The sequence below is a fragment of the Nocardia halotolerans genome, assembly GCF_042650145.1.
In the GTDB taxonomy this organism is placed as follows: Bacteria; Actinomycetota; Actinomycetes; order Mycobacteriales; family Mycobacteriaceae; genus Nocardia; species Nocardia halotolerans.
In genome coordinates, this window is the sequence record NZ_JBHSDL010000028.1 from 189,220 (window position 1) to 211,133 (window position 21,914).

General features: G+C 68.4%; 22 protein-coding genes and 2 tRNA genes. 12 read left to right on the plus strand and 12 right to left on the minus strand.

From position 1 onward, the window contains the following. Positions 1–15: 15 nt before the first annotated feature. Both ACFO5K_RS23015 and ACFO5K_RS23020 read left to right on the plus strand, forming a co-directional pair. Positions 16–1,491, plus strand: coding sequence for a flavin-containing monooxygenase (locus tag ACFO5K_RS23015; protein ID WP_378566766.1), 1,476 nt, complete (start codon positions 16–18; stop codon positions 1,489–1,491). Between the two features lie 100 nt (positions 1,492–1,591). Continuing rightward, on the plus strand, positions 1,592–2,425 hold the full coding sequence (locus ACFO5K_RS23020) for an SDR family oxidoreductase (RefSeq protein WP_378566769.1): 834 nt from the start codon (positions 1,592–1,594) through the stop codon (positions 2,423–2,425). 101 nt (positions 2,426–2,526) lie between these two features. Here the strand turns inward: ACFO5K_RS23020 and ACFO5K_RS23025 are convergent, their stop codons facing one another. From ACFO5K_RS23025 to pepN, 3 genes are all read right to left on the minus strand, one after another. Beyond that, on the minus strand, positions 2,527–3,189 hold the full coding sequence (locus ACFO5K_RS23025) for a ClpP family protease (RefSeq protein ID WP_378566942.1): 663 nt from the start codon (positions 3,187–3,189) through the stop codon (positions 2,527–2,529). A 54-nt stretch (positions 3,190–3,243) separates the two neighbouring features. Continuing rightward, positions 3,244–3,849, minus strand: a complete 606-nt coding sequence (locus ACFO5K_RS23030; protein ID WP_378566772.1) for a ClpP family protease — start codon at positions 3,847–3,849, stop codon at positions 3,244–3,246. Between the two features lie 185 nt (positions 3,850–4,034). Then, positions 4,035–6,626, minus strand: a complete 2,592-nt coding sequence (gene pepN, locus ACFO5K_RS23035) for an aminopeptidase N (protein WP_378566775.1) — start codon at positions 6,624–6,626, stop codon at positions 4,035–4,037. A 378-nt stretch (positions 6,627–7,004) separates the two neighbouring features. Here pepN and ACFO5K_RS23040 point away from each other — a divergent pair, with 378 nt between their 5' ends. Next, positions 7,005–7,841, plus strand: a complete 837-nt coding sequence (locus ACFO5K_RS23040) for a phosphoribosylaminoimidazolesuccinocarboxamide synthase (RefSeq protein ID WP_378566778.1) — start codon at positions 7,005–7,007, stop codon at positions 7,839–7,841. A 78-nt stretch (positions 7,842–7,919) separates the two neighbouring features. Here ACFO5K_RS23040 and ACFO5K_RS23045 read toward each other — a convergent pair whose 3' ends face one another. Then, entirely contained in the window at positions 7,920–8,276 is a 357-nt protein-coding gene (locus ACFO5K_RS23045; RefSeq protein WP_378566781.1) for a winged helix-turn-helix transcriptional regulator, read from the minus strand. A 125-nt stretch (positions 8,277–8,401) separates the two neighbouring features. Here ACFO5K_RS23045 and ACFO5K_RS23050 point away from each other — a divergent pair, with 125 nt between their 5' ends. Next, the gene (locus ACFO5K_RS23050; protein ID WP_378566784.1) at positions 8,402–9,220 is read left to right on the plus strand and encodes an NAD(P)-dependent oxidoreductase; all 819 of its coding nucleotides are present in this window, start codon (positions 8,402–8,404) and stop codon (positions 9,218–9,220) included. A 93-nt stretch (positions 9,221–9,313) separates the two neighbouring features. Here ACFO5K_RS23050 and ACFO5K_RS23055 read toward each other — a convergent pair whose 3' ends face one another. Continuing rightward, positions 9,314–10,231 (minus strand): NAD(P)H oxidoreductase, encoded by a 918-nt coding sequence (locus tag ACFO5K_RS23055; protein ID WP_378566787.1) that lies wholly within the window; start codon positions 10,229–10,231, stop codon positions 9,314–9,316. A gap of 124 nt (positions 10,232–10,355) precedes the next feature. On the opposite strand from ACFO5K_RS23055, the gene ACFO5K_RS23060 reads away from it, so the two are divergent. Then, on the plus strand, positions 10,356–11,345 hold the full coding sequence (locus ACFO5K_RS23060; RefSeq protein WP_378566790.1) for an AraC family transcriptional regulator: 990 nt from the start codon (positions 10,356–10,358) through the stop codon (positions 11,343–11,345). Between the two features lie 169 nt (positions 11,346–11,514). On the opposite strand, the gene ACFO5K_RS23065 is transcribed toward ACFO5K_RS23060, so the two are convergent. The 5 genes from ACFO5K_RS23065 to ACFO5K_RS23085 all read right to left on the minus strand — a co-directional run bounded on the left by ACFO5K_RS23065 (position 11,515) and on the right by ACFO5K_RS23085 (position 15,191). Further along, positions 11,515–12,000, minus strand: a complete 486-nt coding sequence (locus ACFO5K_RS23065; RefSeq protein WP_378566793.1) for an NUDIX domain-containing protein — start codon at positions 11,998–12,000, stop codon at positions 11,515–11,517. A 111-nt stretch (positions 12,001–12,111) separates the two neighbouring features. Beyond that, entirely contained in the window at positions 12,112–12,261 is a 150-nt protein-coding gene (locus ACFO5K_RS23070) for a hypothetical protein (protein WP_378566796.1), read from the minus strand. Then, a complete protein-coding gene (locus ACFO5K_RS23075; protein ID WP_378566799.1) occupies positions 12,261–13,472 on the minus strand; it encodes an RNA polymerase sigma factor in 1,212 nt (403 codons plus the stop codon). The genes ACFO5K_RS23070 and ACFO5K_RS23075 overlap by 1 nt, the downstream gene beginning before the upstream one ends. Continuing rightward, positions 13,469–13,864, minus strand: a complete 396-nt coding sequence (locus ACFO5K_RS23080; protein ID WP_378566802.1) for a YciI family protein — start codon at positions 13,862–13,864, stop codon at positions 13,469–13,471. Before ACFO5K_RS23080 ends, ACFO5K_RS23075 begins: the two co-directional genes overlap by 4 nt. Before the next feature lie 106 nt (positions 13,865–13,970). After that, positions 13,971–15,191, minus strand: a complete 1,221-nt coding sequence (locus tag ACFO5K_RS23085; RefSeq protein ID WP_378566805.1) for an NAD(P)/FAD-dependent oxidoreductase — start codon at positions 15,189–15,191, stop codon at positions 13,971–13,973. A 147-nt stretch (positions 15,192–15,338) separates the two neighbouring features. On the opposite strand from ACFO5K_RS23085, the gene ACFO5K_RS23090 reads away from it, so the two are divergent. After that, the gene (locus tag ACFO5K_RS23090) at positions 15,339–15,983 is read left to right on the plus strand and encodes a mycothiol-dependent nitroreductase Rv2466c family protein (RefSeq protein ID WP_378566808.1); all 645 of its coding nucleotides are present in this window, start codon (positions 15,339–15,341) and stop codon (positions 15,981–15,983) included. Positions 15,984–16,020: 37 nt separating this feature from the next. Here the strand turns inward: ACFO5K_RS23090 and ACFO5K_RS23095 are convergent, their stop codons facing one another. After that, positions 16,021–16,947 carry a M48 family metallopeptidase gene (locus ACFO5K_RS23095; RefSeq protein ID WP_378566945.1) on the minus strand — a complete coding sequence of 309 codons (927 nt, stop codon included), beginning with the start codon at positions 16,945–16,947 and terminating at the stop codon, positions 16,021–16,023. Between the two features lie 165 nt (positions 16,948–17,112). Between ACFO5K_RS23095 and ACFO5K_RS23100 the strand changes: the two genes are divergently transcribed. From ACFO5K_RS23100 to ACFO5K_RS23110, 3 genes are all read left to right on the plus strand, one after another. Then, positions 17,113–17,577 carry a ribose-5-phosphate isomerase gene (locus tag ACFO5K_RS23100; RefSeq protein WP_378566811.1) on the plus strand — a complete coding sequence of 155 codons (465 nt, stop codon included), beginning with the start codon at positions 17,113–17,115 and terminating at the stop codon, positions 17,575–17,577. A 287-nt stretch (positions 17,578–17,864) separates the two neighbouring features. After that, positions 17,865–18,662, plus strand: coding sequence for an Fpg/Nei family DNA glycosylase (locus ACFO5K_RS23105; RefSeq protein WP_378566814.1), 798 nt, complete (start codon positions 17,865–17,867; stop codon positions 18,660–18,662). A gap of 120 nt (positions 18,663–18,782) precedes the next feature. Further along, positions 18,783–19,196, plus strand: a complete 414-nt coding sequence (locus tag ACFO5K_RS23110; RefSeq protein ID WP_378566817.1) for a hypothetical protein — start codon at positions 18,783–18,785, stop codon at positions 19,194–19,196. A 106-nt stretch (positions 19,197–19,302) separates the two neighbouring features. Here the strand turns inward: ACFO5K_RS23110 and ACFO5K_RS23115 are convergent, their stop codons facing one another. Next, a complete protein-coding gene (locus ACFO5K_RS23115; protein WP_378566820.1) occupies positions 19,303–20,259 on the minus strand; it encodes a diguanylate cyclase domain-containing protein in 957 nt (318 codons plus the stop codon). Between the two features lie 631 nt (positions 20,260–20,890). Between ACFO5K_RS23115 and ACFO5K_RS23120 the strand changes: the two genes are divergently transcribed. The 3 genes from ACFO5K_RS23120 (at position 20,891) to fabG (ending at position 21,907) form a co-directional block, all read left to right on the plus strand. Then, positions 20,891–20,961: transfer RNA gene (locus ACFO5K_RS23120), tRNA-Gly, on the plus strand. Positions 20,962–21,004: 43 nt separating this feature from the next. Further along, a tRNA-Pro gene (locus tag ACFO5K_RS23125) sits at positions 21,005–21,078 on the plus strand. A gap of 70 nt (positions 21,079–21,148) precedes the next feature. Beyond that, positions 21,149–21,907, plus strand: a complete 759-nt coding sequence (gene fabG, locus ACFO5K_RS23130; RefSeq protein ID WP_378566823.1) for a 3-oxoacyl-ACP reductase FabG — start codon at positions 21,149–21,151, stop codon at positions 21,905–21,907. The last annotated feature ends 7 nt before the right edge of the window (positions 21,908–21,914 follow it).

Genomic DNA, 21,914 nt, shown 5'->3' on the forward strand with positions numbered 1-21,914 from the left:
CGAAGGAGTACCTGTATGAGTCAGCACCACGAGGTGGTCGTCATCGGCGCCGGGATCTCCGGCATCGGTGCCGCGATCAAACTGGCCGAGGCCGGCGTCGACGATGTGGTGATCGTGGAGAAGGCCCACGCGTTCGGCGGTACCTGGCGGGCCAACACGTACCCGGGCTGCGCGTGCGACGTCCCCTCCGGCCTGTACTCGTTCTCCTTCGCCCCGAACAGTGAATGGTCGCGGCTGTTCGCGACCCAGCCCGAGATCCTCGACTACGTCGACCGGGTGGCCCGCGAGCACGGTCTGGCCGAACGGACCCGGTTCGGGGTGGCGGTGCTCGGCGCGCGCTGGGACGAGCCGAACCGATGCTGGCGGCTCGAGACCGACGCGGGCGAACTGACGGCGAACTTCCTGGTGTCGGCGGCGGGACCGTGGAACGAGCCGCGCGTCCCCGACATCCCTGGCCTGACCGAATTCCCCGGCGAGGTGTTCCATTCCGCGCGCTGGAACCACGACTTCGACCTGCGTGGTCAGCGGGTCGCGGTGGTCGGTACCGGAGCTTCGGCGGTGCAGTTCGTGCCGATGATCCAGCCCGAGGTCACCGAACTGCACCTGTTCCAGCGCACCGCGCAGTGGGTGCTGCCCAAACTCGATCACCGGGTGCCTGCCGTGGAGAAACAGCTGATGCGCCGGATACCGTTCGCACACAAGGCATTGCGTTCGATCGAATACGCGCTGATGGAAGGCCTCGGTGTCGCCTTCCGGCACCCGCGGCCACTGATGCAGACCGTGCAGGCCGTGGGTTCGGCGTATCTGCGGGCGGCGGTGCGTGATCCACACCTGCGAGCCGAGCTCACCCCGGACTATCTGCTCGGCTGCAAGCGGATTCTGTTCTCCAACAGCTATCTCCAATCCCTCACCAAGCCGAACGTGGACGTGCACGCCACCGCCGTCGCCGAATTCCGTGGCAGCACGGTGGTCGGCGCCGACGGCAGTACCGCCGAGGTCGACGCCGTGATCCTCGGCACCGGTTTCCACATCCTCGACACCCCGCTGGCCGACATCGTGCGCGGCGTCGACGGCCGTTCGATGGCCGAGCACTGGCAGGGCTCACCCGAGGCCTACCTCGGTACCGTCACCACCGGTTTCCCGAACGCGTTCACCGTGCTCGGCCCCAGCCTGGGCACCGGGCACTCCTCGGCTTTCGCGATTCTGGAAGCCCAGGTCGACTACCTGGTATCGGCGATCACCGGCGCGCGCCGTGCGGGGTGGGCGGTGCTGGACGTGCGCCCGGAGGTGCAGGCGCGCTACGTCGAGCAGGTGCAGCACGCGCTCACCGGGACCGTGTACAACGCGGGCGGCTGCCAGAGCTACTACCTGGATGCCAACGGCCGCAACAGTTTCAGCTGGCCGTGGTCCACCGGCGAGCTGACCAGCCGGGTCAGTTCCTTCGACCCCGCCGACTTCACCATCACCCACGAAGCCGCGGTGCTCGCGTGAGCCGCCCGGGCAGACGCAGCACGGGCCGTCCAACGGGCGAGACCGCACCGGCCGAGACGGCCGACCGCCTGGGCGCACGATACCGACGAGAGGGCACGACATGAGCTACCCAAGGATCGACCTCGATGGCGCACTGATCGCCATCACCGGCGCCGCCCGCGGCATCGGCCTCGCCACCGCCACCGCATTCGTCGAAGCCGGTGCGTACGTCGCCCTCGGTGACCTCGACGAAGCACTCGCGGTGCAGGCCGCCGCCGAACTGGGCGACCGGGCGATGGGCCACGCGCTCGACGTCTCCGACAAATCCTCCTACGCAACCTTTCTCGACGCGGTCACGCAGTGGCGTGGCCCGCTCGACGTGCTGGTGAACAACGCCGGCGTGATGCCCAACGGCCCGTTCCTCGACCAATCCGACCGCATCGACCAGCTCACCATGGACGTCAATGTCTACGGTGTCATCCACGGCATGCGCCTGGCGCTGCCCGGCATGGTCGAGCGCGGACGCGGTCACGTGGTGAACGTGGCGTCGCTGGCGGGGAAGTTCCCGCTCAAAGGACTGGCCGTCTACAACGCCAGCAAGTTCGCGGTGGTCGGGCTGACCGCGGCGACGCGCCTCGAGATGGACGGCACCGGGGTCAGCGTCAGCACGGTGCTGCCCTCGGCGGTGCGCACCGAACTCAGCTCCGGCATCGACGTGGGAATCCTGCCCACGGTCGAGCCCGAAGACATCGCCGCCGCGGTGGTCCGCACGGTCGAGACCAGGGCTGCCGAGACCGCTGTCCCCGGATATGTCGGCGTGCTGGCGAATGCTTCGGGGCTCGTGCCGGAGGCGGTGATGCGGGCTGTCCGCAAACTCGCCCACGACGATGCCGCCATCGCTCGCGTGGACGACAACGTCCGCCGGGTCTATTTGAACCGCATCGAGAAGCAGTGAGCGCGATGTAGTTCCGCTACGACTCAGCGTGTCCGCCGTGGGATTGTGCGTATGCGGGCGCCCTGGGGTGTGATCGGCCGGCTCATCGGGTGGCCGGCCGATCACTCCCGTTCGCGCAGGACCTGATCGACCAACCCGTATTCCAGCGCCGCATCGGCGGTGAACACCCGGTCACGGTCGGTGTCGCGGCGCAGGGTTTCCGGGGTCTGGCCGGTGTGTTCGGACAGAATCGCCTCGATCGCCGCACGCATCCGCACGATCTCGTCGGCCTGCAGAATCAGATCCGGGATGGTGCCCTGACCGCGAGTCGCGGGCTGGTGCAGCACGATTCGCGTGTGCGGCAGCATCGAGCGACGGCCCGCCGCGCCCCCGGCGAGCAGCACCGCGCCGACCGCGATGGCCTGCCCGACGCAGGTGGTGTGCACCGGCGCCTTGATGAACCGCATGGTGTCGTACACCGCGAGCATGGCCGACAGGTCGCCGCCTTCGCAGTTGATGTAGAGACTGATCGGCTGCCCCGGGCTGTCGGACTCCAGGTGCAGCAACTGGGCGATGAGCGCGTTGGCGACCCCGGAATCGATGGCCGTACCCAGGTAGACGATCCGCTCGCTGAGCAGATGTGAGTAGATGTCGGTGATCCGCTCACCGCCACCGCGGTGCTGGGACACGACATTCGGGATGGTGTAGGTCATGGTGTTGGCCCGCCTCTCGGTGTTTTCGGCCTGCTTCGCCTGCCGCCCGGCCGGTGCCGAGGGCGAGCGGATGTGTGGGTCATACGTGCGCGTTCCGTGGCTCTCACCGGCCGGACCGCGAGCGGGTCACGAGGTGATGCCGATGCGGTGGCGTTGGGGAATGACCTGGTCGAAGGACTCGACGATGTGGTCGATGAACCCGTACTCGCGCGCCTGGGGTGCGGTGAACCAGCGGTCGCGCAACGAATCCTCGTAGACCCGGTCGAACGGCTGACCGGTGTCGGCGGCGATGAGCCCGAGTACGGTGTCGACCGTGTAGCGCAGATCGTCGGCCTGCACCTCCACCTCCACGGCGCTACCGCCGATGCCCGCCGAACCCTGGTGCATGAGTACGCGGGCGTGCGGCAGGGCGTAGCGCTTGCCCGGGGCGCCGGACGAGAGCAGGAATTGCCCCGCGCTGCAGGCCAATCCGAGGGCGAGGGTCGACACCTCGCACGGGACCAGCCGCATCACGTCGCGGATCGCGAGCATCGAGGGCACCGAGCCGCCGGGGGAGTGGATCCACAGCGATACCCCCGCCTCGGGGCTCTGCGCGGCGAGGGTGAGCAATTGGGTGATGAGCAGGGTGCCGTTGTCGTCGTCGAGGGGGCCGTCGAGCACGAGGATCCGCCGCCCGAACAGTTGTTCGCGGACCCGCCAGCTGAACATCGGAGTCTTGTCGTCGTGTGCCATGGGTCCACGGTGCCCCGCGTCGGCCCGGTGGCGCCGCTCTTGCTGCCCCCAGCAGATCTGCTCTGAGCAGCGAGACGAACACGCAGCGTGCGCCGTAGGCACCCTCGACCCCGAGCAGCGCCGGTCCCGGATGCGACGGAGCCCGGTGCGCGAAGTCGCGACACCGGGCTCCGAGTTCGAACCAGTTACTTGGCGTCGAATTCCCTTGCACGCAGAGAGCGTTCGATGCCGGCCCGGCCCTCGGAGACCAGGCGGTACAGGGCGGGCGGGTGATCACCGGCCAGGAAGTCGTCGGCCTCGGCCATCGCTTCCTCGCTGATCGCCCAGTGCGGGTACAGGCCGACCACCACGGTCTGGGCGACCTCGCTCGAGCGGCGCTCCCACACGGCGGGAATCTCGGCGAAGTACTTGTCCACGTACGGCGCGAGCAGCGCACCCTGACCGGCGGGGGCGAACCCGCCGACGATGGCGCGGGCGGTGATGTTGGGCACCGAGTCGTCGCCCACCACGGTGTCCCAAGCCTGTGCCTTCACCTCGGCGATCGGGCGAGCGGTCGCCGCGGCAGCGGCCTGCCGCTTGCCCGCCGCGGTCGGGTCGCGCCGCAGCTCGGCGTCGATGGTGGGGGTGGTGAGGCCCTCGGCGTCGACCAGGCCGGCGGCGGCGAGCGCGGTGATGACCCGCCAGCGCAGGTCGGTGTCGACGGTGAGGCCGGCGAGGCCGGCCGTGGCCGGGTCGCCGTCGAGCAGCTGGGCCAACACGTCGGTGTGGCGGGTTTCGAGCTTCGCCCCGGTCAGCGCGTTGACGAAGGCCAGCTGGTGATCCGAGCCGGCCTCGGCCGCGCGAGCCAGTTCGAGCAGCCGGTCGGCGAAGCCGGGCCAGCCCTGCTGCTCGGCCCACCCCGGGTCGGCGTAGCTGGAGATGGCGGTGGCGGTCTGCATGAGCAGCCGCTGGACCACGCCGATCTCGGATTCGCTGCCGATGCCGCGCTGGACGAGGGCCACGAAGTCGCGAGCTCGCATCTCGGCCTGCCGGGTCATCTCCCAGGCCGCCGACCAGGCCAGGGTGCGCGGCAGCGATTCGGCGATGTCACCGACGCGCTGCACGGCCACCTCGAGCGAATCGGGATCGAGGCGCAGCGAGCAGTAGGTGAGGTCGTCGTCGTTGACCAGCACCAGCGCACCGCGCGGCACACCGACCAGCTCGGGCACCTCGGTTCGCGCGGCGGCGTCGAGGTCGAGTTCGACCCGGGTGGTGCGTACCAGCTTCCCGTCGACATCGTCGTAGACACCGACCGCGATCCGGTGCACCCGGAACTCGCCCGCACCCGGTGCGGCGCCTTCCTGCACCACCGCGAAATCCGAGAACGTGCCGTCGGCGCCGACGGTGAACTCCGGGCGCAGGGTGTTGAGGCCGGTGGTCTTGAGCCACTGCGCGCCCCAATCCGACAGGTCACGCCCCGACGCCTGCTCCAGCGCGGCCAGCAGATCGTCGAAAGTGGCGTTGCCGTAGGCATGCTCGGCGAAATAGTCACGCAACCCGGCCAGGAACGGCTGCAGTCCCACATAGGCGACGAGCTGCTTGAGCACCGAGGCGCCCTTGGCGTAGGTGATGCCGTCGAAGTTCACCTCCACCGCGTGCAGGTCGGGGATGTCGGCGGCAATCGGGTGAGTGGAGGGCAGCTGATCCTGGCGGTAGGCCCAGGACTTCTCCACATTCGCGAAAGTGGTCCAGGCGCTGATGTATTCGGTGGCCTCGGCCTGACACAGCACCGAGGCGAAGGTCGCGAACGACTCGTTCAACCACAGGTCGTCCCACCAGCGCATGGTGACCAGGTCGCCGAACCACATGTGGGCCATCTCGTGCAGCACGGTCTCGGCACGCCGCTCGTAGGAGGCCCGGGTCACCTTGGACCGGAACACGTAGTCCTCGAGGAAGGTGACCGCGCCGGCGTTCTCCATCGCGCCCGCGTTGAACTCCGGGACGAACAGCTGGTCGTACTTGCCGAAGGCGTACGGCACGCCGAAGTTCTCGTGGTAGAACTCGAAACCCTGCTTGGTCTCGGTGAACAGGCGGTCGGCATCCATGTGCGCGGCCAGGGACGCTCGGCAGTAGAGCCCCAGCGGGATCGTGCCGTGCGGGTCCACGAAGGAGTCGGACCACTTCGCGTACGGGCCCGCGATCATGGCGACCAGATAGGTGCTCATCCGCGGCGTGGTGGCGAAGGTGTGGCGCACGACCGCGCCGATCTTCTTTTGCTCGATGTCGGCGCCGTTGGAGATCACCGCCCAATCGCTCGGCGCGGTGGCCACGATGTCGAAGGTGGCCTTGAGGTCGGGCTGATCGAAGCACGCGAACATCCGCTTGGCGTCGGCGGTTTCGAACTGCGAGTACAGGTACACCTTGTCGTCGGCCGGGTCGACGAACCGGTGCAGGCCCTCACCGGTGTGCGAGTACTCGCAGTCGGCTTCGATCACCAGTTCGTTGTGCTCGGCCACGGCGGGCAGTGCGATCCCGGTGGATTCGTCGTAGCCGCTGATGTCGATCGGATCACCGTTGAGCACGGCCGAACGCACCTGCGCAGCGACCAGGTCGATGTAGGTGGCGGCCCCGGGGGTGGCGGTGAAGGTGACGGTGGTCTTGGAGCCGAAGGTGTCCGACACCTCCGAACCTGCGCCACGCGGCTGGTCGGTGAGGTCGAGTTCGATCCGGTAGTTCTGCACGGCCACGATGGCCGCGCGTTCGACCGCCTGGTCGCGGGTGAGGTTCGGGGCGGACATTGATCTCCTTCGTCGTCGACGAACAGGGCACGGTTGCGCTCCGACCGGGCCGGTGCGCACATGCGTCCACAATGCCACTTGCCGTGCACCGCCCGCGCACAGGTTTCCGGGCCGTGATTCCCGCCGGTGCCGGGCGTGGCGCTGATCCGAAGAATTGATGTAGCCGTGCATCCCGGGACACGCCGTTGCCCGGGCCTCGACCGTGTCTTCCGCCGACCTCGGCCGTGGCATCCGGGGCACGACCGGACCGGGCTGCCGCACGCCTCCTCGGCACCCCCGCTCCCGTCGCGGCGACCAGCCGGAATCCGGTGTACATGGCGGCCGGTACAGTCGCTACATATTCGTAGGTATGGAACCCCTGGATTCGGAGGCTCGACGTTGAAGCATGTGCACGCGGGGAAAGTTCGTGACCTCTACGAGGACGGCGACACCCTGCTGCTCGTCGCGTCGGACCGGGTCTCGGTTTACGACGTGGTGCTGCCGACGCCGATCCCGGGCAAGGGTGCGCTGCTGACCCAGCTGTCGAACTGGTGGTTCGAGTACTTCACCGGCATCCCGAACCACGTGGTCTCGGCCACCGAGGTGCCCGCGGAGTTCGCGGGCCGCGGTATTCGGGTGAAGCCGCTGCAGATGGTGCAGGTGGAGTGCATCGCGCGCGGGTACCTCACCGGGTCCGGGCTCAAGGAATATCAGCAGTCGGGGACGGTGTCGGGGATCGCCCTGCCGTCCGGTCTGCGCGACGGTGACAAGCTGCCCGAGCCGATTTTCACGCCGTCGACCAAGGCCAGTGAAGGTCACGACGAGGCGATCAGCTTCGCCGATGTGGTGAACCAGGAGGGCCGGGAGGTCGCCGAGAAGCTGCGCGATCTGACCCTCGAGATCTACTCGCGGGGCGCCGAGCATGCCGCGCGCGCCGGTGTGATCGTGGCCGACACCAAGGTCGAGTTCGGTTGGGACGGTAGCGTGCTCACCCTCGGCGATGAGGTCCTCACCTCCGACTCCTCCCGTTTCTGGCCCGCCGACGACTGGGCGCCGGGCCGGGCCCAGAGCTCCTTCGACAAGCAGTTCGTGCGCGACTGGTCGACCTCCACCGGCTGGAACAAGGAGTACCCGGGCCCGGAGATCCCCGCCGACGTGGTCGAGGCGACGCGGCGCAAGTACGAAGAGGCCTACGAACGCATCACCGGCCGGAAATGGGCCGGGATCCCGGCCTGAACCGTGTCGGTGCCGCTCGAGGTGTGGGCGTCACAGCACCTCGCCCGGCACGGGCGGGCCGGGCGGCGCGCTCCGGTATCAGTGCACGGGTGCGTCGACACCTTTGACCTCGCAGATGTGCTGCATGTTGTCCCTGCCCCACTCGCCGAGCATGACCAGTGCCGCGTTGAGTGAGGCCCCTCGTTCGGTGAGTGCGTACTCCACCTTCGGCGGAACCTGCGCGTAGACCTCGCGGCTGATGATGCCGTCGTGTTCGAGCTCGCGCAGTTGCTGGATCAGCATCTTCTCCGTCACGCCGGGGACCAGGCGTTTCAGATTGCCGAAGCGCTGGGTTCCGGTGGACAAGGCCCACAGGATGAGCGCTTTCCATTTGCCGCCGACGACGTCGAGTGCGGCATCGATACCGCAGGAATACGGGCGTTCTCGCTGCTTCATGCTCGCCTTACTTACTTTTTGGTGAGTATTGCACTTCATAGTCGGTACTTGTGAAGTCCAGCGTAACCCACAAATCTAGAAGGGTGTTGCCGATCGGTGACGAACACTTTCAAACAAGGGGAGTCATGACCAATATGGCGACAGCACAACAAGTTTCGTTGATCGGACTGGGCGCGATGGGTACCGCGCTGGCGAAGGCGTTGCTGGCGGGCGGCCATGAGGTGACCGTCTGGAACCGCACCCCGGCGCGGGCCGACGCGTTGGTGGCCGATGGCGCGAAGGTGGCGGCGAGCTCCGCGGAGGCGATGGCGGCGGCCGACCTGGTGATCTTGTGCGTGCTCGATGATGCCGCGGTGCGTGAACACGTCGAACCCGCGGCCACCGGGCTGCGGGGGAGCACCGTGGTGAACCTGACGACCACCACGCCCGAACAGGCGCGGGCGCTGGGTACTTGGGCTGCGGCCCGGGGCATCGACGTGCTCGACGGCGGCATCATGGCGGTGCCCGAGATGGTGGGGGGACCCGATGCCTTCGTTCTCTACAGCGGTGCGGCCGCGGCGTTCGAGCGCTACCGGTCGGTGTTGGAACTGTTCGGCCGGGCCGAGTACGTCGGCGAGGATCTCGGCGCCGCGGCCATGTACGACGTGTCGATCCTCGGCGGTATGTACGCCATGTTCGCCGCGTTCGAGCAGGGGGGTGCGATGGTCCGTAGCACCGGCGGCTCGGCGGCGCGCCTGGCCGAGCTGATGACGCCGTTCCTGCACGCCATGGCCACACTGCTCGCCACGCAAGCACCGGGCATCGACACCCCCGCCGATTTCGTCCAGGTCCAGAGCGACGAGTTCACCGCCGCGGCCATCGACCTGATCGACCGGGCGGCGACCGAGTCCGGTACGTCCACCGAGCTCTACGGTGTGCTGCGCCGTACGCTCACCGGACTCTGAACCTGATCCGCGCCGCTGCCGGATTCCGGCGTGTCGATGGGGCCGACGTGGTCCGGCCGACCGGAGAGCCAACCGGTCGGCTGGACCAGCGGTTCAGGCGGCGACGCGGCTCGCGGTGAGCAGTGCGTCCACGAAGCCGTCGGCTTTCGCCTCGAAGGCGGCGTAGTGAGCTGTGCGCGCCTCGCCGCTGATCGCCTCGCCGATCACGAGATTGCCTTCGGGGTCGATGCTTTGGGGCTGCTCCTCGGCGTCGGGCAGCAGGCCGACGTGGGAGTCCGCGAAACCGCTGTAGTAGGCAATGCCTTCGTTGAGCTGGGCTTCCAGTACCTGCTGCATGCCTGCGATGATCTCGTCATCGGCGGCCGCACCGGCCAAGCCGAGCCACAGGACACGCTTGCCGGCCAGTCGTGGCTTACTGCGGCCGTAGGCGAAACCGTAGTTCCAGACGTTGTCGATCCATCCCTTGAGTATTGCGGGCACGCTCTGCCAGTAGACCGGGAACACCACGACCACGACCTCGGCCGCCAGCAGCCGCCGCATGTGCGCCTCGGTCTCGGGGGAGTAGATTTTGTCGCGATTGTCCCAGTCGGGCTGGTCGGCCACGGTCATCCGGGGATCGAAGTTCTCGCGGTACAGGTCGAGATAGTCGATCGCGTATCCGGCGGTGGTGAGGCGGTCCACGGTGCGGGCGGCGATGTGGGCCGACAGCGAATCGGCACGATGGTGGGCGAGCACCACCATCGCCCGGCGCGCGCCTGAACCGCCGCCGGTCGGCCCCGCCCCGGAGGGGAGGATGTCCGGCCCCGCCGCATCGCCGGCATGAGGTGTGGTTGCTCCGGTGCTCGACCCGGTCGGCGCGGTGCGGGCAGCGTTCGATGCTGTTGCGGCAGCCGCGGATTCGGCGGTGGGGCCAGGTGTGGGTGTGTTGTGCGTGATCGTGGGGCCCGTTGCGGGTGTGGGGTGCGCGATGCTGGGGCGGGTGGTGTCGGAGGCGGTGGGCGACTTCGGCATGGTGGGCTCCCTGGTCGGATCGTTGGGCGAGCTGTGTGGCCCGCCCATTGAGTCAACCGCGGAAGGCGTGGACGATCTATGGTTGATCATCTCCGGTCGATAGGAATTCGTCTACGGTGGTGGGATGGATCCGTTGAGTTCGCTGCTGAGTGGAATTCGTGCCGAAGGGTCGGTGGTGGCGCATGCGGTGCTGCGCGCGCCGTGGACCATCCGGTTCGCCGATCGTGCCCCACTGATCCTGGTGACGGTGCTGCGCGGCGGCGGCACCCTGGTGCTCGCCGACGGGTCCCGGACCCCGTTGGTGGCCGGCAGTACGGCCATGGTGCAGGCGCAGGAGCCGTTCCACCTGGTCGACACCGTTGCCGCGCTCGAACCCGCCCCCACCGCCTACGAACTCTCCTGTTTCGTACCCGAGGGCTTCGGGCCGGTGGAATTCGCGTGTCCGACACCAGAAGTGATGTACCCGGCCGCGTCGGGCCAACTCGTGGCGGCGCACCTCGAACCGGTGGTCGACGCGCCGGGGGAGACCTCACTCATCGTCGGCGCCTACCGGGCTTCGGGCCGACGTCATGAACGGCTGTTGCGGGCGTTGCCGCCGGTGATGAGAGTCGACGACGACCCGGATGTGTGCGCGTGGCTGGAACAGACCGCCGCCGACGCGAGCCGCCACGGTGCGGGCTCGCAAGCCCTGATGGACCGGCTGCTGGACTGGGCGCTGGTCTGCACGTTGCGCACCTGGCTCGCCGAACAGCAGCATTGCGCACCCGCCTGGTACCGGGGAATGGCCGACCCGGTGGTGGGGCCCGCCCTGGAAGCCATCCACGACAAGCCGTTCCACCGATGGACCGTCGCGAGCCTGGCCACCGAAGCCGCGGTCTCGCGTGCCCTGTTCGCCCGGCGCTTCAATGAGGTGATGGGCGAGCCGCCGCTGGCCTACCTCACCGATTGGCGAATGGCCGAGGCCGAGGAACTGCTCGCCGATCCGGCGCACAGCGTCGCCCAAGTCGCGACCACCGTGGGCTATTCCGATGCGTTCGGTTTCAGCGCGGCGTTCAAACGCCTGCGCGGGCAGTCGCCGACCGAGTTCCGTACCGCGATCCGCGCAGCTACCTGAGTTCGAAAAGGCGGCCCCACAGAACTTGTTGCCCTGGGAAGCGGCCGGCACGATATGACCGGCGCTCATCGTCGGGCTGGTCGGGCTCGACTCGAGCAGTGTCGCGGGCGGCTACGTATGCGGGCAGGGGCGCGGTCGGATCATCCGGCTGATGGGCCTTCGCGGGCTGTCACGGTGCGGGATCGAGTATGGCGGTGAGTCTTTCGAGGAGCGGACGCTGACCGGCGACGAGCTTGTCGTAGGCCGGGCCGGGCTCGAACCAGGCGGCCCGATCGATCTCGGGGAACACACTCGTACGCCCCGAGCGCGGCGGCCATTCCATCTCGAAGGTGCCCGCCACGATGTCGGCCGGGTCGAGGTCGCCCTCCACAGCCCACGCCACCAGCGTCTTGCGTCTGCTTCCGCTGCCGTAGGCGACCTCGCCGAGTTCGGTCCAGGTGCCGTCGGGGACGGGCAGCCCGAGCTCCTCGGTGAATTCGCGTCGCGCGGCCTCGCGTGCCGATTCCTCGCCGATCAGATACTCGCCCTTCGGGATCGACCAGGCGGCGGTGTCCTTCTTCGCCCAGAACGGGCCGCCCATGTGCCCGAGCAGCACCTCGATCCGGCCCGCGTCACGCCGGTAGACCAGTACGCCGGCGCTGTAAACACCTGTCACCGGTCCGAGTCTGCCAGTTCGACGACGCGAGGCCGGGTTCAGCCGAGCGCGTCGCCGAATCGAGCGGGCAGCGGCAGCGAATTCGGCCCGGTCAGCGCCGGGCCGGGCCGTTCATCGCACGATCGAAGGCCGGCGTCGACGGTGTGGGCCGCACAGATCGGCGCCACGGTCGGCGAGTTCGAGCAGTGACCGCCTGCCGTCGGACCGGTCGGCGACGCGCCGCAGCAGTCCGGTGACCGCCAGCTGCACTTCGAATGACATCAGCTCTGTGCGGCGTCGATGTGGGCGGCGCGCAACAGCAGATAGTCGCGTTCGGGGATACTCGCGGTCCTTCTCGCGGCGCTGCGGTACTCGGCTACCGCGCTCCGGTGGTCACCGGCCATCTCGTGCAGGTGCGCGCGCACCGCGGCGAGCCGATGGCTGCGCGCCAACGGCTCGGCCACGGTCTCGGCCAGGGCCAGGCCGGCGGCGGGGCCGTGCACCATCGCCGTGGCCACCGCTCGGTTGAGGGTGAGCATGGGGTTGGGTGCGCGGCGCTCGAGCAGGGCGTAGAGCGCCACGATCGACGCCCAGTCGGTGTCCTCGAGCCGACCGGCCTGCGCGTGCAGACCCGCGACCGCCGCCTGGATCTGATATGGCCCCGACAGGCCGCCGGGCAGCGACGCGGTGAGCAGTCGCAGCCCCTCGGTGATCTGGGCGCGGTCCCACCGCGACCGGTCCTGTTCGGTGAGCGGGATCAACTCGCCGTGAACACCCGTGCGCGCCGCGCGTCGGGCGTCGGTGAGCAGCATCAACGCGAGCAGGCCGGCGACTTCGGTGTCCTCGGGCAGCAGTGTGCGCAACGCGCGGGTCAACCGGATCGCCTCGGTGGACAGGTCGGCGCGGCGCAGACCGGTGCCGGAGCTGCTGGTGTGGCCTTCGGTGAAGATCACGTACAGCACCTGCAGTACCGCACCCACCCGCGCGCTGTCGTGCGCACCGTCGGCGAACGGCCGCGGCGAGTCGGCCAGGCGTTTCTTGGCCCGGGAAATGCGCTGTGCCATCGTGGCTTCCGGAACCAGGAAGGCCGCGGCGATCTCGGCGGTGCTCAGGCCACCGACCGCACGTAAGGTCAGCGCCACCGCACCCGCCGGTGGCAGATCCGGATGACAGCACAGGAAGTACAGGTCGAGCGTGTCGTCGCGGGCGCTCGCCTCGGTGGTGACATCGCGTACGAAAACCGTGGTCTCCCTGCGCCTGCGTGCCACCTCCGCGCGCACGGCGTCGGCCATGCGCCGCTGGGCCACCTGGATCAACCAGCCGCGCGGATTCGCGGGCACACCCTCGGTGTCCCACTGGGTCGCCGCGGCGAGCAGGGCGTCCTGCACCGCGTCCTCGGCCAGATCGAAATCGCCGAAGCGGCGTACCAGCACGCCGAGGACCTGCGGCGCGAGTTCACGCAGCAGGTCCTCGGCGGGCGCGGTGCGGGTCACGACGCGGGCGCGCTCATCACCTGGCGCACCTGGATGTACTCGCCGATCGGCTGCCCGCCGGGGCCGGGAGCGGCCGAGGCCTGCGCGGCGATCTCGATCGCGCGTTCGTGCGAGTCGACGTCGATCATCCAGTATCCGGCCAGCAGTTCCTTGGTCTCGGGGAACGGCCCGTCGGTCACCACCGGCGCCGAACGGCCGTCGGACGACACGATCACGGCCTGGTCCGGGTCGGCGAGGCCCTGGGCGTCGACGAGTTCGCCGGAGGCGGCGAGCTGTTCGCCGAGCGCGCGCTGGAAGTCGATGTGCGCGGCGATGTCCTCGGGGGCCCACTCGGGCAGCGGGGTGGTGCAGTTCGCGGCGGCGGAGTAGGTCTTGACCAGCATGTACTTCATGGCGATGCTCCTGTTTTCGGTGCACCCGGCGGGTGCGCTCGACTGTTGGTCGGAGCCGAAGCGTCACATTCGACAGACCCGGCCCACCGATATTGTGTGAACTGGATCACAATTTCTGATCGGTGTCGCCTAAGCGTTCCGGGTCGACCGGTTCGCCCGACAAGATCAGTTCCTTGATCCGGTCGGTCACATCCCACACATTGACGTTCATCCCCGCCCGCACCCGATTCTGCGGATCGAGCCAGAACGCCACGAATTCGCGGCCGGCCACATCGCCGCGCACCACCACCCGCGCGTCGTCGCCGCGACCCACATAGCCGGTGTACTCCATACCGAGGTCGTACTGATCGCTGAAGAAATACGGCAGCCGGTCGTAGGCGGCCGGCTTGCCCAGCATGGTCTGCGCGGCGACCGCGGGCTGATTCAGCGCCGTGGCCCAGTGCTCCACGCGGACACGCCGGTCCAGCAGCGGATGCTGCTGCTCGGCGATGTCGCCCACCGCCACCACGTCCGCATCGCTGGTGCGCAACGCGGCGTCCACCAGCACGCCGCTGTCGGTCGCCAGCCCGGCGGCGACGGCCTCCTCGATGTTGGGTTGCGCACCCACCGCCACCAGAACCACCTCGGCGGGCACCACGGTTCCGTCACCGAGCTGCACGCCGGTCGCCACCCCATCGTCGGTGAGGATCAGCTCGACCTCCGTCGAGATCCGCAGGTCCACCCCGTGTTCGCGGTGCAACTCGGCGAACACCGCGCCCATCTCCGGACCCAGCACCGTGAGCAGTGGCAACTGCGCCGCCTCCACGATCGTCACCGCCATGTCGCGGGCGCGCGCCTGCGCGGCCACCTCTAGCCCGATCCACCCGCCGCCGATGATCACCAGCCGCCGATCAGGCCCGAGCACTTCCAACAGGGCGTCGGAATCGCCGATCGTGCGCAGCGTGTACACATTCGACGCGTCGGCACCGGGAATGTTCAAGGTGCGCGCCCGTGAGCCGGTGGCCAGGGCGAGTTTGTCGTAGGCCAGGGTGGAACCGTCGGGCAGGGTCACGGTCTTGGCGGCCACGTCGAACGCCGTGGCGGTGGTGCCCAGCCGCAGATCGATGTGGTGGTCGCGGTACCAGGCGGCCGGGTCGACGGTGAAATCCGGCAGCTGCTCGGTGCCCGCAAGATGCTGTTTGGACAGTGGCGGACGCTCATAGGGCAACTCGTCCTCGGCGGCCAGCAATGTCACCTGACCGTCGAAGTCGTTGGCGCGCAACGCTTCGGCGAGCTTGGCGCCACCGAGCCCACCGCCGATCACCACGAAATGCTGATTCGAGCTCATACACGGACTCCTTCTCGCGGACGACCCGGACAGACTCGCCGTCGAGCCTAGTGCCAGGTCCCGGCCGAGGGAACGAATCGCGCGGCGACGGGGTTGCACCAGGCAGCGGACCGATGGTCCGCGCCAGCCGACCCGAGAGGAAGACCTGTGAGCGATCAGGCCACCAAGGACGTCGTCGATTTCTGGTTCGATCCACTGTGCCCGTGGTGCTGGATCACTTCCCGCTGGATCCTGGAAGTCGAACAGGTCCGCGACATCGAGGTGCGCATGCACGTGATGAGCCTGGCGGTGCTCAACGAGGGCAACGACGACCTGCCCGAACAGTACGTCGAGCTGATGGCGGCGGGCTGGGGACCGGTGCGGGTCGCCATCGCCGCCGCCCAGAAATACGGCGACGAGATCCTCGCCCCGCTCTACACCGCGCTGGGCACCCGCATCCACGACCGCCGGGCCGAATACGAGCGGGCGAGCACCCAGGAAACCCTGACCGCCGTGATCGCCGACGCCCTCGCCGAACTGGACCTGCCCGCCGACCTCGCCGAGGCCGCCACCAGCACCGACTACGACGAGGCGCTGCGGGTGAGCCACCACGCGGGCATGGACGAGGTGGGCCCCGACGTCGGCACCCCGACCATCCACGTCAACGGTGTCGCGTTCTTCGGGCCGGTGCTCTCGCGGATTCCGCGCGGTGCCGACGCAGGCCGGATCTGGGACGGAGTGCTCGCGCTGGCCTCCTACCCGCACTTCTTCGAACTCAAGCGCACCCGCACCGAGGACCCGGTCTTCGACTGATCACCGTAGGGGTGCCCGCATCGGGCACCCCGCCTGATCAGACCGGCTTGGGCGGTACTGCGCGCGGCGCCGATTGCAGCGGGTAACCGCCCGGCGGCGGAATCATGCCGGGCCGGTGCGGGCGCGGGCGCCAGAACAACGGACCCGGTCTGCTGCGGTCACGCAACGCCCACATGCGCCAGGTGAGCACCGGATGGCTGGCCATCGCGTTGACCAGGAACACGAATCCGCCCCGTTCGAGCGCCGCGCGATCGGCCATCTCGTCGACACCGACATCGGTGTTGAGGTACTTGCCCGCCGCCAGGGTCGCCATCGCGCCGGGTGCACCGTGCGGGCGGTAACTGAAGCCGTGATTGTCGGCGGTGTACTCCTGGGCGCGGATCAGCGACGACCCGAGCAGCGGCAGCCACGGCACCACGAACATGCCCAGCTGGCGCCAGTACGACACGTGCCCCGCCGCGATATGGCCCACCTCGTGGCCGATGATGAAAGCGAGCGCATCGGGTTCGCGTGCGGCGCCACCGACTTCGAACAGGTCGCTGTAGACCACGACGAACCGGCGGAACCCGTGGCCGGAGGCGAACGCGTTGATCTGACCGTTGCCGAGGATCACATAGGCGTCCGGCGCCTTGCGCATCCCGAAATGCGCCGCCGCCTCCTGCACCATCCGGTACCCCTCGGGAAACTGGGTGGGCGACATCTTCACCCCGTTCACCCGCTGAGACGCGAAGTTCAGACCACGACCGGCCCACAACAACACCGGCGCGAACAACAGCAGCAGCACGTAAGGACTCGTCACCAACGAACCGGCCTGCTCCGCGCCGTTCTCGTCGACGACGGGCGCGGCGAACAATTCCAGCGTGATCAGCAGCAACGCCAGCAGGTACGCGACCGCGGTGACCATGATGACCACGATCAGCAACGGAATCTCCCACGGATGCCGGGCCGGGCGGTCCCACGGCATCAAGCCGCGCGGGCGATGGTGCGGCGGCACCGGCGGAGGGTAGCCGGGAGCGTACAGGCCGGGTCGTCCGCCGGTGTGCTCCGGTAGTGGACCTGCCGAATGCGGGGAATGCGGTTCGCGCGGGTGCATGAAACGACTCTAAGCGGGCCTGCGACAATCGCTGCCATGCGCGTTTACCTGGGTGCCGACCATGCCGGTTTCGAACTGAAGAATCACGTCAAGGCCCATCTGCAGGAGGCCGGACACGAGGTCGTCGATTGTGGCGCCCTCGAATACGACGCTCTCGACGACTACCCCGCCTTCTGCATCGAAGCCGCGCGGCGCACCGTCGCCGACCCGGGCTCGCTCGGGCTCGTCTTCGGCGGCAGCGGCAACGGCGAGCAGATCGCCGCCAACAAGGTCCCCGGCGCCCGCTGCGCCCTGGCCTGGAGCGTGGAGACCGCCAAGCTGGCCCGCGAACACAACAACGCCCAGCTGATCGGCATCGGCGGCCGCATGCACACCACCGAAGAGGCCCTCGCCATCGTGGACGCGTTCATCGCGCAGCCGTGGTCGGAAGAGGCGCGCCACCAGCGCCGCATCGACATCCTCGCCGAATACGAGAAGACCGGCCAAGCCCCCGAGTGCTGAGCTGATCCGCCTCTCCGCGTATTTTGGCCGGACCGAGGTGCGGGGTGAGTGGGGGAGGCGGCAAGCTTTGGGGGCGTGGTGAGTTGGCCCGTTCCCGGTGAGTTACCCATGTGCTCGCTGTTCCGCCTCGCCGCGTATTTTGGCCAGTCTCAGGTGTGGGGTTGGGTGAGCATGCGGCAAGCTTTTGGGAGCGTGGTGAGTTGGCCCGTTCCCGGTGAGTTACCCCATGTGCTCACCTGCTTCTCCGCGACTCTTGTCGAGGTTGTTGTTCGTGGGAGGTTTGTTCCTTGCCTGAAGGGCACACCCTGCATCGGATCGCTCGGCTGCATCAGGAGCGGTTCGCTGGTGCGGTCGTTCGGGTTTCGAGTCCGCAGGGGCGGTTCGTGCAGGGGGCCGCGCTGGTGGACGGGCGGGTGCTCGAGCGGGCCGAGGCTTATGGGAAGCATCTGCTGCATCACTATGCGTCGGGGGTGTCGGTGCATGTGCACCTCGGGCTGTACGGGACCTTCAGTGAGGTCGAGGGTTCGATGGGGGCGCCGGTCGGGCAGGTGCGGATGCGGATGCGCGGGACGGACTTCGGGACCGATCTGCGCGGGCCGACCGCCTGTGAGGTGCTGCTGCCGCCGGAGGTGGACGCGCTCACCGCTCGCCTGGGTGCCGACCCGCTGCGGCCCGACGCCGACCACGAACGCGCCGGTGCGCGAATCCGCCGCTCCCGCAGAGCCATCGGCGCGCTGCTGATGGATCAGGCGCTGATCGCCGGTGTCGGGAATGTGTACCGCGCGGAAGTCCTTTTCCGGCACGGCATCTCGCCTTACCGTCCGGGCACGTCACTGACGGCCGCCGAATGGGATGCCCTGTGGGCCGACCTGGTCGAGCTCATGCCGATCGGTGTCGAGACCGGCCGCATGCACGTCGTGCGCACCGAATACGACACGGGCGCACCGTCTTACGACAAGAACCGGCCACGCACCTACGTGTACCGCCGCCAGGGCGAACCCTGCCGTGTGTGCGCGACCCCCGTCGCCCACGCCACGATGGCGGCCCGAAACCTGTTCTGGTGCCCCACTTGCCAACCGGGCTGACCGGTTTTCGCTGTGCCATGATGAGGCGTGGATTTTCTAGGGGGACGTCCGGTCAGAACTGGCTATCACGGCGCCGAACGTGATGCTCGCTATCAGTCGCCGCGGCGACTGCGCAACGCAGTGGCCAACACCATCGATGTCGTGCTCGTCATGGGCTTGTTCGTGGGCGCGGTCCTGTACTTGGTCATCGCCACCCGGCTGCTCCTGGAGTACCCGTGGCTGCCCGCCGCGCTGAGCGTCGGGTTGTTCGCGCTCAATCTGGTCAACCTCGTGTGCCTGCCCAGCTGGGTGGGCGGCAGTGTGGGCCAACTGCTCACCGGTCTCGTACAGATCCGCGGCGCCGACGGCACCCGACCGAGCCTGCGCGAGACCGGCCGCGTCTACTTCCGGGACCGCAGGGTCTTCCGGATCGGTGGGGTGCACACGGCCGCACCCTGGATGGTCGTGGTCCGCAGGCAGGACACCGTCGAACCGATGGCTCCCCGGCGGGCCGAAGCCGATGCGCACACCACGGGTAGCTATCTCGAGCACTGAGCGCGGCCGAACATCGAAAACGCCTCGGCCACGGACGAATCCGTGACCGAGGCGTGCGTACAGCTCGACTGAGCCGGAACGCGAAGTGCAGGCTTCGCGATCCGACTCAGCCGGCGACCGCGGTTCCCAGTTCCGGGTCGCCCGATTCGGCGAGGGCGAAACGCCGCCCGCCCGCGGATTTCGCCGAGTACATCGCGCGGTCGGCGCGACGCAGCAGGTCGGTGAAATCGCACGTCTTTCCCGGTGGGCAGAAAGCGGTGCCCACACTGGCCGAAACCGGCACGGGGCCCGCGCTCGACCACACCGGGTCGCGCAGGGCGGCCACGACACGATGCGCCAGCTCGCCGAGGGTGTCGCGGCGGGGATTCGCCGCCACCACGAACTCGTCGCCGCCGTAACGGCAGATCACCGTGTCGGGCGGGCACACCTCACGCAGTCGGTTGGCCAGTTCGACCAGTACCTCGTCGCCGATCGCGTGTCCGTAGCCGTCGTTGATCTGTTTGAAGCGGTCCAAGTCCACCACGAGCACACCGACGCCGCGAGTCGGGTCGGCGGCGAAGGCGCGCACCCGTTCCTGGAGCAATGTGCGATTCGCCAGGTCGGTGAGCGCGTCGTGGGTCGCTTCGTGGCGCAAGCGGTGCTGCAGCGCGGCGATCTCCTGCACGCGCAGTGACACTTTCGCCGAAATGTTCTGTTCCTGTTGTGCCAGTGCGCGTTCCTGCAGTGCCTGGGCGTAGCTGTCGATGGCCTGGCTGGCCACCAGCGGCCACCGGGTCGCCACCAGCGAACCGGGCACCCCGGAAGGGAAACCGAGCAGCCAGCGGGTGGCGTGCGCCAGCATCCTGGTGCGTTCGAACGGCGCCTCGGCCAGCCGGGCGCCGAGCATGCGTGCCTGTGGCACCGGGAACGGTTCGGTCCGCGCCAGGTGCAGCAGGCGCTCGACGATCTCACGAAGCACGGGCTCCAACTGGTGCGGCGCCGTCGACGAACCCGGCTCGGCACATACCGCGCGGGCCCAGGCGCGGGCCATCGCGGCGACCGGTGGCTCGATCTGTACTGCCATCGACATCACCGGTGGTCGGTGGCGACGGTCTTGCCACCTCGATCGTTCGCACTGCTCCGCGGTTGAGTCCACCGAGTTCGGCACACGCTCACCGCCCCCTTTCCAGATACCCCCGTCCGGCAAAAAGGATCCTAGCAAGCCACCCGAGACCGAAAAGTCGCGTTCTGGACGCATGAGTAGGTCTCTCGCGAATGGCGATCGGCTGTACATCGCTACAGATGTCGGGGCGTTACACACTTCCCGAAAAAAATTTCGAGGCCGCCGAAATGTGCAGCGTGTTGCCCGTCGACGGGCGGTGGGCGTTGCGTCGCCATGGTCGTCCTCCTGGCAAGGGGTTCGTGTGGGCCACGAGCCGTATAGCGCCTTTTCATGGTGGCCTACTCGCCGCCCACCTGCCAGGTTTTCAAGGAAAATGGTCCTATTTAATCCCCCGGTGGAGCAGGCGCCGGTCCCCGAGGCGCGCACTTCCACCATGATGTGCGGAACCGGCGGTTCCGAGATAGGGCCGTTAGGCCCTAATCGGGCACGGCTCGAGGGGGCGGCGCGGAGCCGGATTGGCATTTGTCGCGCGGGATTCGGTACAGTCGTGGCGCACACGACATCGTGGCGATCCCATCGATGTCGTATGCCTGCGGGTGTAGTTCAATGGTAGAACCTCAGCCTTCCAAGCTGATGGTGCGGGTTCGATTCCCGTCACCCGCTCAAAACACGAATTCCCTCGTCGGCGGACCCCCGCCCGAGGTATCGGGGTGTAGCGCAGCTTGGTAGCGCATCCGCTTTGGGAGCGGAGGGTCGCAGGTTCAAATCCTGTCACCCCGACAAATCACTCGAATCCAGCCCCAGTTCAGGGGCTTTTTTCGACTCCGAGCCACGCGATAGGGTGGCGCCCATGTCCACTACCTCTCGGGTCGCGATCGTCACCGGTGCCGCTCGCGGCATCGGCGCCGCCGTCGCCAGGAAACTCGCCGCCGACGGCCATGCCGTCGCCGTACTCGACCTCGACGAAGCCGCCTGTGCCGACACCGTCGCCGCCATCGAAACCTCGGGTGGGACCGCGCTCGCCGTGGGCGCCGACGTCGCCGACGAAGCCGCTGTCGCCACCGCGGTCGAACGCATCGCCACCGAACTCGGCGCGCCGACCGTGCTGATCAACAACGCCGGCGTGCTGCGCGACAACCTGCTGTTCAAGATGTCGGTCCAGGATTGGGACACCGTCATGAACGTGCACCTGCGTGGCGCCTTCCTGATGACGCGCGCGGTGCAGAAGCACATGGTCGAAGCGAAGTTCGGGCGCATCGTCAACCTGTCGAGCACCTCGGCGCTGGGCAATCGCGGCCAGGCCAACTACGCCGCCGCCAAGGCGGGCATGCAGGGATTCACCAAGACCCTCGCCTTCGAACTCGGCAAGTTCGGCGTCACCGCCAACGCCATCGCCCCCGGCTTCATCGAAACCGAGATGACCGCGGCCACCGCCGCCCGCGTCGGCGCCGACTTCGAGGCGTTCAAACAGGCCGCGGCCGCCCAGATTCCGGTGAACCGGGTGGGCACCCCCGACGACATCGCCAACACGGCCGCCTTCTTCGTCAGCGAGGGCGCCGGGTTCGTCTCCGGGCAGGTGCTCTACGTGGCCGGCGGGCCGAAGGACTGACCCGCTG